The sequence below is a fragment of the Nocardia sp. NPDC004278 genome, from assembly GCF_053602975.1.
The window spans coordinates 1-11,685 of sequence record NZ_JBSGEQ010000017.1 but is presented as its reverse complement, the minus strand read 5'-3'; the positions used below and the strand labels follow the sequence as shown (position 1 = coordinate 11,685).

Below are 11,685 nucleotides of genomic sequence, written 5' to 3'. Positions count from 1 at the left end.
TCCACACACCACTCCAGGCAACGCCATAACTGCGGCATTCGGATGCGGGGTAGCTCGGTGACGGGCGGGCGACCCGGAGATTGGCTGCGCCCCAGGCGCGCCGATATCGCGGCAGAACAGATTCTCGACGCCGCCGCACAGCTGTTCGTCGAGCGCGGTGTGGCGAATACCGGCATGGGCGATGTCGCGAAGGCCGCGGGCTGTTCGCGCGCCACCCTGTATCGCTACTTTCCGAACCGCCAAGCCCTGCGAATCGCGTTCGTGCACCGCGAGGCTCGTCGGGTCGCGGCCGCGGTCGCCGAGCAGGCTCGCGATATCACCGACCCGAGCGAGCGCATTGTCACCGTCATGCTCGCCGCACTGCGCGAGGTCCGCGCCGATCCGGCACTCATCGCCTGGTTCACCGCGGGCGATGCCGGCATCGCCAATGAGATCGGGCAATCCTCCGAGGTTATCGAGGCGATTGCCGCGGGTCTGCTGCCGCCGACCACCGATCCCGAGCGTTCCCGCCTGGCGCGCTGGCTGGCCCGCATCATCATGTCGCTGCTCACCGCCCCCGGTCGCGACGATGCCGATGAGCGTGCGATGCTCGAACAGTTCGTCGCCCCGGTCGTCACCGGCTCCTTCGCCAACTGAATTGTCTTGACTTGGAGGGCACTCCAGGTCGTAGCGTCGAGGACGTACGTCACTCGATCGTCGACCAAGGAGGAGAGCCAGCATGATTGCGACCAGGAAGCTCGGACAGCTGACCGTCGGTGCGCAGGGACTGGGCTGCATGGGTATGAGCCAGGCCTATGGCGTGCGCGATAGCGATGACGAATCCATCGCCACCATCCACCGTGCGCTGGATCTGGGCGTGACCATGCTGGACACCGCGAATGTCTATGGCCCCGAGACCAATGAGCGGCTGGTGGGCAAGGCCATTGCCGACCGCCGCGAACAGGTAGTACTGGCAACCAAATTCGGCATCGTCTGGGGCGAGGACGGATCCATGGGCGCCCGCGGCGATGCGGCGTATGTGCAGCAGAGCTGCGATGCGTCGCTGGCCCGGCTCGGTGTCGATCACATCGACCTGTACTACCAGCACCGCGTCGACCCGAATGTCCCGATCGAGGAGACCTGGGGCGCGCTGTCGGAGCTGGTACAAGCGGGCAAGGTGCGCTACCTCGGCATTTCGGAGGCCGCGGCGGCGACCATCCGCCGCGCGCACGCGGTCCACCCCGTGACCGCCCTGCAGAGCGAATGGTCGCTGTGGACAAGGGATATCGAGGCCGAGGTGCTGCCGACCTGCCGGGAACTCGGCATCGGCATCGTGCCCTTCTCACCGCTCGGCCGCGGCTTCCTGACCGGTGCGATCACCTCCACCGCCGATCTGCCCGCCGACGATATGCGCCGTCGCCTACCGCGATTCGCCGAGGACAACTTGGACCGCAACCTCGCCATTGTCGCGGCATTGCGCGAGCTGGCCGCCGAAAAGGGCATCACCGCAGGACAGTTGGCCCTCGCCTGGGTGCAGAGCCGCGGCGACGATGTGGTCCCCATCCCGGGCACCAAGCGCCGCACCTACCTCGAGGAAAATGTCGCCGCCGTCGAGATCACACTGACCGCAGACGATCTCGCCCGCATCGATGCCGCTGCCCCCGCAACCGCATTCGCCGGGGCCCGCTATCCGGAACACCTCGCCAGGGCCGCCGGGCACTGACGCTGGTCACGGCGCTTTTCGATGGGCGCCGGTCCGGGCCTGCGGCGAACGGATTACGATCTTCCCGCTTTTGCTAGTCGTTAGCTGCTCCATCAGGTCACAGCCGATCAACAGGAGAAGGTAATTACATGGCAATTTCCCGGAAGATCGCGACAGCATCGGTTGCTGCCGCCGCACTCGCCACCACGGTCTTCGGTGCAGCGCAGGCCACGGCCGATCCGATCGCCGGCGGCTGCTCCGACGGCCAATTCGATTTCACCACCAGCCCATTGAGCATGACGAGTGCGCCGACCACCGCGACGTGGAGCGGTAACCTCAACGGCTGCTCGGGCACCCCCGCCCCCACCGCCACCGTGAGCGGCACCTTCAACGGCACCGGCAGCTGCTTCGGCGTCACCGGAAATATCGACGGTTCGATCAACTGGTCGAATGGTCAGGTCAGTCGGATCCGGGGCCCCTGGCGCGTCCAGGGCGGTCTGGTTGCCGCCAACACCAACACCGTGGTCATCGTCGATGGCCCCGGCTCCGGCACACAGATGGCCATCGACGATGGCGGCATCATCAACCCGACAGCAATGACCGGACCGTGCCTGTCCGGCAATGTCCGCGCCGCGTCAATCGGAATCACCGAAGTCCGCTTCGGCTGAATCTCCGCTAGCGAGAATGGGTGCCGGGCTTTGCCCCGGCACCCATTCACCCCAGCAAATCCACCCCTGGACAAGCGATCACCATGCGCTCATGCAGGCAAACGTCGAGAGCACCCCTGCACCAGCGCATTCTCGCTCGTTGTTGGGGTGGGGGTTAGCGGCGGCCGGAGCCGCTGGAGGAGAGGGTGATGAGGTAGCAGGTGAGGTCGGGGGTTGGGGTGGTGCAGACCTGCCAGATGGGGGTGGCCTGGTCGATGGGGGTGGACTGTTCGGTGGGGGTGGACTGTTCGAGGGGGATGGCTGAGGCCGGGACGGTGGCGGCTAGGGGGGCCAGGAGCAAGGTGGTGATGAAGAGTCCGGCACGGATGTGGGTGCGCATTGTGTCGATCCTTTCCGAATGGTGAGGGGTCCGTTCGTTGGGACGATATCGAGACGATGATCTTGGTGGACAGACCGTAGAAGGCTTGCCCCTGGAACCTGGGGCCAACATGTTAAATAGCTGAAACTCCATGTGGCGGTATGTATTTCCGGTTATCGCAGGTCCTCGATATACGCGCCCGCGCGGAAGCTCACGCAATGGCTCGGGGTGCTTTCGGAGCTCGACCGAAGGCAGTGGTCAGCAGGGCCGTACCGGCCAGTGCACCGCCGAGCCACAGCACGGCGGTGATGCCGAGGCGATCGGCGAGCAGACCGCCGAGTAGTGCGCCGAAGGCGATGGCGGCGTTGAAGACGGTGGTGAGCAGGGCGGATGCCCCCTCGCGGCGGCTGGGGGCCGAGGCGACGAACCAGCTCAGCGAGCTCACCGATACACCGCCATAGGCCAGGCCCCAGACGACCATCAGCAGTGCGGCGACGATCAGCGACCCGCTGATGGTCAGTAGCGCGAGGACCGAGGCGCTGAGGACCGCGCTGATGATCAGCAGGGTGCCGCGCGGTGCGCGGACCACGTAGTTGCCCGCTACGAAATTGCCCAGGATGCCTGCGATTCCGTAGATCAACAGCAATGCGCCGATCATGGCGGGATGGGCGTGGGCCAGGTCCTCCAGGATCGGACGGATATAGGTGTAGGCGGCGAAATGGCCGGTTACCAGGAAGGCCACGATGAATAGGCCGGTTCGCACTCGGGGGTTGCCGGACAGCCGCAGGACACCGCGCAGTGAGACGGCACGGTCTGCGGGCAGGCTCGGTAGCAGTGCCGCCAACATGAGCAGCACCAGCAGGGCGAGCAACCCGGCGGCGACGAAGGCACTGCGCCAACCGGCGAGTGCACCGAGGAAGGTGCCCGCCGGAATGCCGAGCACCGAGGCAATGGCGACGCCGCTGAATACCACCGAAGTGGCGGTCCCCGCGGACTCGGGCGGCACCAGGCGGACCGCGACCGCCGCCGCCATCGCCCAGACGCCGCCCATTCCGATGCCGACGAGCACCCGGCCCACGACCAGCACCGCGAAGATCGGCGACCATGCGGCGGCCAGATTGCCGAGCACCAGCACGGCGAGCAGCGCGCATACCACCCAACGGCGATCGAAGCGGCCGAAACCGGAGGTCAGCAGCGGCGCGGCGACGGCAGCCACCAGGCCGGTGACCGTGAGCGCGAGTCCGGCCGTGCCCTCGGTGACCCGCAGTGCGGCACTGATCGGGGTGAGCAGGCCGACCGGCAGCATCTCCGCGGTGACCACCGCAAAGGTGCCCGCCGCCACCGCGCAGACGCCGAGCCAGCCACGCAGCGTCGAAAGCTCCGGCATTGAACTCGCTTGGGGCGATACCGTTTTCGCGACATCGTGCACTTGTGTCATGTCATCCACTCAAGAGATCGCATGGTGCGGAAACAACGGCGAAGTTCTCATCGTTCCATGAGCTGGGCTCATCGACCGACGTCAGCGGCCGATCCGGGTTGGCGATTGCGAAGGGACAGACATGGGCAACCGAATTGGTGGAGATCCCGCTATCGGACCCGTTCGGATCGGTCTATCGCGACGAGGTCGACGCGGCCCTCGTCCTGCTCCCGATGGGAGAAGCGGATCTCGTTCTCGGGCAGGTCTTTTCCGAGAACCCGCAGACACTCGCGGTCGCCAGCGACCACCCGTTCGCACAGCACGACAGCCTCGATGTCGAAGACCTCGGGCAGTTCCCATTGATCGGCGTGCGCGGGCCGGCACCGCAGTACTGGCAGCGGGCGCAGGCGCTGGAGGTCACCCCGAGCGGACGTGCGGTAGCGGCCGGGCCGATGGTCGCCACGCTGGCCGAGGGCCTGGCACAGGTGGCGGCGGGGCGCGGAGCCATGCTGTTGTGCGCGTCGACCGCCGCGGACCATCGGCGCGGGTCCGTCACCTTCGTGCCGATCACCGGACTCGCGGCCTCCCGTCTCGGCCTCGTCTGGCATCGCAATCGGGAAACCGCCCGTATCCGCGCGTTTTCCCAGGCTATTGCGGCGGCGCTGGCCGACGGTACCGTGGAATGAGGCCGACCCGGCAGGTCTGGGCCGGTAGCCGCGGGGAGGCAGCGATGGTGCGGATCGAAGGTATGCAGACACCCGACGCGGATGCGCCGTGGGATGAGATCGTGCCGCAGCTGTGGATGGGCGGACATCATTACGGGAACGGCGACGGAGTGCGGGTGCCCGCGGTGGTCGGCACCGAATTCGATGTGGTGATAAGCCTTTTCCAGGCCGACGGGCACGGGCCGGGGCCCGGGGTCGAACACCATCACCTCGCGATACCGGATGCGCCGCTGCACGCCGAGCAGTTGGCGGCGGCGCGTGAGCTGGCCGCGATCGCCGCCGCGGCGGTCCGCGCGCAGCGCAGGGTCATGGTGCGCTGTCAGTACGGCTACAACCGGTCGGGGTTGGTGGTCGCACAGACCCTGCTCGACCTGGGCTATTCGGTCGACGACGCGATCGCCCTGATCCGGCGGCGGCGCTCGCCCTATGCGCTGAACAACGAATTCTTCGTCAACTATCTGACGACCGGCCTCGACACGGCGCCGGTGCTATCCGATCTCGAATAGCCGCCGGTGCGGCGGCGCGGCGACGGCGGGCCGCGGCGATAGGGTCCATCGCATCGGCAATCGCATGTCACGGGCGTCGTTTCTGCGCGGCGCACTGGGAGCCGGGGCGGCGCTGGCCAGCTCCGGATTCCCGGCGTGGTCGGGCATTGCCACCGCACAACCCACGGACCGGCGCGGACTGCGCGGCCGTGTGCTGCTACCGGGCGACGCCGGGTACGCCTCGGCGAAACAACTCTTCGATTCCCGGTTCGACGCGAACACTCCGGCCGCCGTTGTCCAGGTGACCTCGGCCGAGGATGTGCGCGCGGCGGTCGCGCTCGCGGCGGAGTCCGGACTGCGGATCGCGCCGCGCGGTGGCGGACATTCCTATGTCGGGGCGTCCGCGGCGGACGAAACGCTGGTCATCGATCTGCGCGAACTGCGCGATGTGCGCTACGACGGCGGCCGGGTCACCGTCGGAGCCGGAGCTTCGTTATCCGATGTGCAGAACGGTCTGCACCGATTCGGGCAGACCCTCCCCCTCGGCACCTGTGCGACGGTCGGCATCACCGGCCTGACCCTCGGCGGCGGTATCGGCATCGAGTCGCGGCGGCACGGATTGTCATGCGACCGGCTCGATTCGGCGAGCATCGTGCTTGCGAATGGCGAGTTGGCTGAAACCTCCGCGACCAACGACCCGGACCTCTTCTGGGCGCTGCGCGGGGGCGGCGGGCAACTCGGCGTCGTCACCTCGCTGACCTTCCTGACCTGCCGCGCGACCCCCAAAGATGTAGTGCGCCTGACCTTTCCAGCCGAGCGACTGGCACGGGTGATCACCGGCTGGGCCGACTGGCTGTCGACTGCGGACCGCAGCGCCTGGGCCAATATCGACGCATCCACCGACGGCCACGGCACCATGGAGTGTGCCGTCCTGCTGGTCTGTCCCGCGGACACCGGCGCGGAACACACCCGCACCTTGACCGCGGCCACCGGTACCGACCCGCTGACCGTCCAGCGACAGACCCTCGACCATCTCGAAGCGTTCGGCGCGCTCGCCGGTGGCAGCGACGCACCGCGCACCTGCTCGGTCGCGGGATCCGATGTCGTAGCGAATATTTCGACCGATCTGGCCGACCGAATCGTCGAAACCCTCACCGTGCTCGCGGATGCGCCCGGCCGAGTACTCATCGACCCACTAGACGGCGCGGTGCGCGATCTCCCCAGCGAAGCAACGGTTTTCCCGTGGCGCGACCACGCGGCCGTCCTGCAGTGGATCATCGACGCTCCCGCCGATACCGGGCACTGGATCGCCGATGCCCATCGAAATCTCGGTCCGCATTCGACAGGCGCATACGTCAACTATCTCGAACCATCGGACTCCCCCCGCCGCTACTTCGCCGACAATCTCGACCGACTCCGGCGCATCCGCACCGCCGCAGATCCCGACAACCGGCTGCACCCGACACTCGCACTCTGAATCGGCACCGAAATGCCGAGTGCCCCGGCCTCGGTACCCGCCGAGGCCGAGGCACTGAGCTCGGCGCGGATCAACGCGGGGCATTGGCCGGATCGGCGACGGTCGGGTGGGTTCCCTCCCGGTGCGCCCGCCGCGCATCCTCGAAGAACTCCCGCGAGAACATCGCCGACAGCACCGCGATCCCCGCGCGGTGCACCCGGAATTCACTCCGGTTACTGGTGCCGGTGAGGCGGATGACACGGCCCGCGACGTCCTTGGGCCGCGCGAAGTCCTTGACCCGGCCGCGCCCGGTCCACCGCAGTTCGGTCTGGTCGATGACGGCGTCGTCGGGGACGAGCAGCTTGACCATGGCGTGGTCGAGGTCGGCGTGCACCACGATCTCGCCGTCGCCGGTGATCAGCGGCGAGCGCAGGTCGATGACGACGCTGCCGTAGCGAGCGGTGACGTCGAAGGCATCGGCGTCGGTCCAGTCACCGAGGCGCTTGGTGGTCTCGTGGTCGACGTGGATCCGGGTGGGGGTCTTGGCGGTCATTTCTCTGTTCCTTTCGGGCGGTGGCTTCCGCTGATGAACCAATAGTGGCACATAAACTAGTTTCATTGCAACTAGTTTTTCAGACCCTAGTTGTCCGGACACCACTAGAATGGTCGGTATGACGGCATCGACGCAGTTCAAGCGCTCGCCCCTGGCGATGGCGCTGCTCGGCATCCTGCATCTGGAACCGATGCACCCCTATGCGATCCAGCGGCGGATCAAGGAGTGGGGCAAGGACAAGGTCGTCAATGTCACCCAGCGCGCCGCGCTGTACAAGACGATCGGCAGACTGCAGGAGGCCGGGCTGGTCACCGTCCGCGAGACCGGCCGCGATCAGCAATATCCCGAGCGCACCGTCTACGAGATCACCGATGCGGGCCGCGCGGCCTGCGCCAGCTGGTTGGCCGAGATGATCGGCGAACCGCGCAACGAATATCCGGACTTCCCTGCGGCACTGTCATTTCTGATGCTGCTCGGCCCCGACGGCGCCCGCACCGAACTGGAGCGGCGCGCAAAGTCGGTGCGCGTGAAGCTCGCCGAGATGGATACCGATGCGGCGCAGGCTGCCGCGATGCAGCTGCCCCGGGTGGTGATGCTGGAGGACGAGTACCAGCGTGCGGTCACCGAAGCCGAACTGCGTTGGCTCGATAGCGTTATCGCCGATCTGGCCGCGGGCACGCTGACCTGGTCCAGGGAATCCTTGCTGCCGTACCGGGAGCCCTAGACAGGAGCGGCCAACTTCGGTGCCCGACACGCACTTTGACGCGTGCGGGGCGATGATGTATTGCGTGGCAGGAAAATTCGTCCCGGTACCCGACTGGTTCGCCTGGGAGAACCAGGATTGCGGGATCGCGGTCGCGGATATCGATGGTGACGGCAACCCCGATGTCGTCGTGCTCATGGTGGACGATCCACAGGGCCAGAACACCGGGTCCTATCGGGTGGGCAAGGGTTTGGCCACCGATGGAACGACGCAGAGTTGGGGGCCGTGGCTGCCGGTGCCGGATTGGTACGGCTGGGAGAACCAGGGCGCTGGCATCGCCATCGGGGATCTGAACGGCAACGGTCGGCCCGATCTGGTGGTCTTCCTCGTCGACAACCCGCCCGGCCAGAACCAGGGTTTCTACCGGATCGGGCGCGATCTGGACGCCGATGGCACGGTGACCGGCGGGTGGACGCCGTGGATCGCCGTACCGGATTGGTACGGGTGGGAGAACCAGGGGGCCGATATCTGCCTCACCTCCATCGATGGCCGGACCACCCTGGTCCTGCTGACGGTCGACAATCCGCCGGGTCAGAACAGCGGACAGTTCCGATTGGCCAAGGGCCTGACCGCCGACGGTGCGGTCGGTGAATGGACGCCGTGGGTCGAGGTGCCCGACTGGTACGGGTGGGAGAACCAGGGCGCGGGCATCACGGCCACGGATCTGGACGGCGACGGCAGACCGGAGCTGATCGTCTTCGCGGTGGACGATCCCGACGGTGTGAATGCCGGTGTATACACCATCGGCTGGGGTCTGGAGGGGTCGGGGCACGCGGTCGACGGCTGGAGCGGGTGGACCAAGACGGACTGGGGATTCGCCGAAAACCAAGGCGCGGCAGTGGCTTTGCTGCCACATGCGGACGCGGCACCGGAGCTGGTGGTATTCACCATCGACGCACCCGAGGGTCCCAATGCCGGATATCTGCGCGTGCTCGAACTGGAGACCGATCTGACGCATGCGCCGCATCTGGGCCTGTGGCGAATTCTCGATTTCGGCACCGCGATCAATCCGGTGCACGCCGCCGTGCTGCACACCGGTGATGTGCTGTTCTTCGCCGGTTCCGGTAACGATCCGGACCGGCACGACGCCCACGAATTCCGCACGCGGGTATGGCATTACCCGCGGCCGCAGCTGAGCGCGCCCGCCACCCCGATCGATCTGTTCTGTGTCGGCCAGGCGTTCCTGCCGGATGGCAGGCTGCTCGCGGCAGGCGGCACCGAACGCTACGACCCGTTCTACGGGCTCCAGGACGCGCTGATCTTCGACCCGGCGACATCGACCTGGAATGCCCAGCCGGATATGGCCTTCGGGCGCTGGTATCCGTCACTGGCACCGCTGCCGAACGGCGATATCGTCGCGGTATCGGGTCTCGGCACCGACAACTTCCTGTCCGTCATCCCGGAAGTGTTCGATGCCGGGACCGAAACCTGGTCCCAGCTGCCCTCGCCCGGCCCGATTCCGATGTACGGACATCTCGTCCTGCTGGCCGACGGCAGGTTGTTCTATACCGGCGGCCAGTACGGCGCGAACAACGGTATGCGACCGTCGATCTGGGATCCGGCGACCGGCGCCACCGTCGAGGTGCCCGGCCTCACCGATCCGGGATCGCGCAATCAGTCCACCAGCGTGCTGCTGCCACCCGCGCAGCAACAGCGGGTCATGATCCTCGGCGGCGGTGGCTTCGATATGCACAGTCCCGCACCGGCGCTGGCCGATACCAGAATCGTCGACCTGACCGCGGCGGCACCGGAATACCAACCGGCGCCGCCGATGGACCACCCGAGAATGCACCTGAGCGCGGTACTGCTGCCGGACCGAACGGTGCTGGCCACCGGTGGTTCCGGGATGGAGGAGATGGCGCACGCCGCACCACCGCATGCCGAGATCTTCGATCCGGCCATGGGCACCTGGATGCACACCGCACCGTGTCGCGTCCCGCGGCTCTACCACTCCATCGCGCTGCTCACCCCCGACGGCAAGGTGATCACCGCGGGCTCCAATCCGGCGCGCAAGACCGAGGAACTGCGCATCGAAACCTATTGGCCGCCTTATCTGTTCCAGGGCGAGCAACCCCAGCTCGCGCTGGCCAGCGATACCGCCGCCTACGGCGCGACCGTCACCGCGACCACCGCCGCCACCCTGCGCGAGGTGAATCTCGTCCGCCCGGGTGCCTGCACCCACTCCTGCGATAACGAGCAACGCCTGATCGATCTCGAATTCACCAGCACCACACCGGATTCGGTGACGATCACGCTGCCGACCAATCCGGCGCTGGCACCACCGGGCTGGTATCTGGTGTTCGTCGTGAACGACCAGGGCGTGCCATCGACCGGACAGTGGCTACACCTGAGCTGAGTGCACCGGCGATTGTGCGCGACCACAGTTGGTGACCGACCCGACCGTGCGGTCCCCAGCACCCGGTCCGGTTGCCACGCCGCCCACGCGCCCGGCCCGTAAGGTAGGCGAATATGGTGCCCACCGAGATATCCGAGCTGGTCGAGTCGATCGTGGAGTCGTATCTGCTCGACGGACCGCGCCGCTACACCCGGACCCAGGTCGCCGAGCAATCCGGGGCCACTACCAAGCTGACCAAGCGGCTGTGGATGGCGCTCGGCTTCCCGACCGGAGTCGACGATGCCGCGGTCGACTACACCGACGCCGATATCGCCGCGGTCCGCAATTTCCGTGCACTCAATGTGCTCGCCTCCGCCGACTCCCGGCAGCAGGCCGCGACCGCGCGCACCCTCGGCCAGGGTATGGCCCGACTCGCGGAATGGCAGGTCGACATGGTGCTCGCCGAGATCGGCGATCGCATGGCCGCGGCCGGGCCCGGCGCCGATCCGGCCGCAACCGCCCGCGCCGCCACCGAGGCTGCCATTTCGACGCTCGAACAGCTCAATACCTACGCCTGGCGCCGCCACCTCGCCGCCGCACTGGCGCGTTCGCTCGATCCGGGCACCACCGCGGGCGAGGCGGTGCGGGAGTTGGCGGTCGGCTTCGCCGATATGGTCGGCTACACCCGGCTCACCAGGCATCTGCATCCGGATGAACTGTCGATGCTGTTGGAGGCGTTCGAATCCACCACCACCGCCGCGATCACCGAGAACGGCGGGTGGGTCATCAAGAACGTCGGCGACGAGGTCATGTTCGCGGCCGAGGATCCGGCCGACGCGGCCCGGATCGCACTGTCCATCCAGGAGAGCACGATGATGGTCGGCGGCACTCCCGACCTGCGGGTCGCGGTGGCATACGGCCCGGTACTGCAGCGCTTCGGCGATCTGTACGGCTCGGTGGTCAATATCGCCTCTCGGCTCACCGGCGTCGCCCGCCCCGGCACCGTACTCGTCGATGACGATGCCGCCGCCGCGCTGGAGGGCCATCCGGAGTTCGATATCCGCAACCTGCGCAGTGTGCGCGTCCGCGGCTTCAATCGCCTGCGTCCACACACACTGCGGCGCTCTGTGTAATTTGCAGCGCCTGCGGCGCTGCGTGTTCGCGGCCCCCTGGTGTCTCGCGTCCGAGCCGTCGAGACGCGAAGATCCGGTCGGCGCGCTACCGGCCGATCTGCCCGCCGTGCC

12 protein-coding genes are annotated in these 11,685 nt (G+C 67.2%); 9 read left to right on the top strand and 3 right to left on the bottom strand.

Annotated elements, in window-relative coordinates:
- The first annotated feature begins 42 nt into the window (after positions 1-42).
- The 3 genes from ACWEO2_RS24740 (at position 43) to ACWEO2_RS24730 (ending at position 2,349) form a co-directional block, all read left to right on the top strand.
- Positions 43-636, top strand: coding sequence for a TetR/AcrR family transcriptional regulator (locus tag ACWEO2_RS24740; RefSeq protein WP_452407574.1), 594 nt, complete (start codon positions 43-45; stop codon positions 634-636).
- A gap of 82 nt (positions 637-718) precedes the next feature.
- Positions 719-1,702 (top strand): aldo/keto reductase, encoded by a 984-nt coding sequence (locus tag ACWEO2_RS24735; RefSeq protein WP_452407476.1) that lies wholly within the window; start codon positions 719-721, stop codon positions 1,700-1,702.
- Positions 1,703-1,830: 128 nt separating this feature from the next.
- A complete protein-coding gene (locus ACWEO2_RS24730; RefSeq protein WP_452407475.1) occupies positions 1,831-2,349 on the top strand; it encodes a hypothetical protein in 519 nt (172 codons plus the stop codon).
- A 154-nt stretch (positions 2,350-2,503) separates the two neighbouring features.
- On the opposite strand, the gene ACWEO2_RS24725 is transcribed toward ACWEO2_RS24730, so the two are convergent.
- Both ACWEO2_RS24725 and ACWEO2_RS24720 read right to left on the bottom strand, forming a co-directional pair.
- Positions 2,504-2,728, bottom strand: coding sequence for a hypothetical protein (locus ACWEO2_RS24725; protein ID WP_452407474.1), 225 nt, complete (start codon positions 2,726-2,728; stop codon positions 2,504-2,506).
- A 190-nt stretch (positions 2,729-2,918) separates the two neighbouring features.
- Positions 2,919-4,145, bottom strand: a complete 1,227-nt coding sequence (locus tag ACWEO2_RS24720) for an MFS transporter (protein ID WP_452407473.1) — start codon at positions 4,143-4,145, stop codon at positions 2,919-2,921.
- 98 nt (positions 4,146-4,243) lie between these two features.
- Between ACWEO2_RS24720 and ACWEO2_RS24715 the strand changes: the two genes are divergently transcribed.
- The 3 genes from ACWEO2_RS24715 to ACWEO2_RS24705 all read left to right on the top strand — a co-directional run bounded on the left by ACWEO2_RS24715 (position 4,244) and on the right by ACWEO2_RS24705 (position 6,811).
- Positions 4,244-4,810, top strand: a complete 567-nt coding sequence (locus ACWEO2_RS24715) for a LysR substrate-binding domain-containing protein (RefSeq protein ID WP_452407472.1) — start codon at positions 4,244-4,246, stop codon at positions 4,808-4,810.
- A gap of 44 nt (positions 4,811-4,854) precedes the next feature.
- The gene (locus tag ACWEO2_RS24710) at positions 4,855-5,355 is read left to right on the top strand and encodes a protein-tyrosine phosphatase family protein (RefSeq protein ID WP_452407471.1); all 501 of its coding nucleotides are present in this window, start codon (positions 4,855-4,857) and stop codon (positions 5,353-5,355) included.
- Positions 5,356-5,419: 64 nt separating this feature from the next.
- Positions 5,420-6,811: an FAD-binding oxidoreductase gene (locus ACWEO2_RS24705; protein WP_452407470.1), complete on the top strand. Its 1,392-nt coding sequence runs from the start codon at positions 5,420-5,422 to the stop codon at positions 6,809-6,811.
- Positions 6,812-6,881: 70 nt separating this feature from the next.
- On the opposite strand, the gene ACWEO2_RS24700 is transcribed toward ACWEO2_RS24705, so the two are convergent.
- Positions 6,882-7,343 carry a hypothetical protein gene (locus tag ACWEO2_RS24700; RefSeq protein ID WP_355179893.1) on the bottom strand — a complete coding sequence of 154 codons (462 nt, stop codon included), beginning with the start codon at positions 7,341-7,343 and terminating at the stop codon, positions 6,882-6,884.
- A gap of 118 nt (positions 7,344-7,461) precedes the next feature.
- Here ACWEO2_RS24700 and ACWEO2_RS24695 point away from each other — a divergent pair, with 118 nt between their 5' ends.
- From ACWEO2_RS24695 to ACWEO2_RS24685, 3 genes are all read left to right on the top strand, one after another.
- A complete protein-coding gene (locus ACWEO2_RS24695) occupies positions 7,462-8,067 on the top strand; it encodes a PadR family transcriptional regulator (protein WP_452407469.1) in 606 nt (201 codons plus the stop codon).
- Positions 8,068-8,131: 64 nt separating this feature from the next.
- Entirely contained in the window at positions 8,132-10,462 is a 2,331-nt protein-coding gene (locus ACWEO2_RS24690) for a galactose oxidase-like domain-containing protein (RefSeq protein ID WP_452407468.1), read from the top strand.
- A 113-nt stretch (positions 10,463-10,575) separates the two neighbouring features.
- Positions 10,576-11,574: an adenylate/guanylate cyclase domain-containing protein gene (locus tag ACWEO2_RS24685; RefSeq protein WP_452407467.1), complete on the top strand. Its 999-nt coding sequence runs from the start codon at positions 10,576-10,578 to the stop codon at positions 11,572-11,574.
- Positions 11,575-11,685 lie beyond the last annotated feature (111 nt).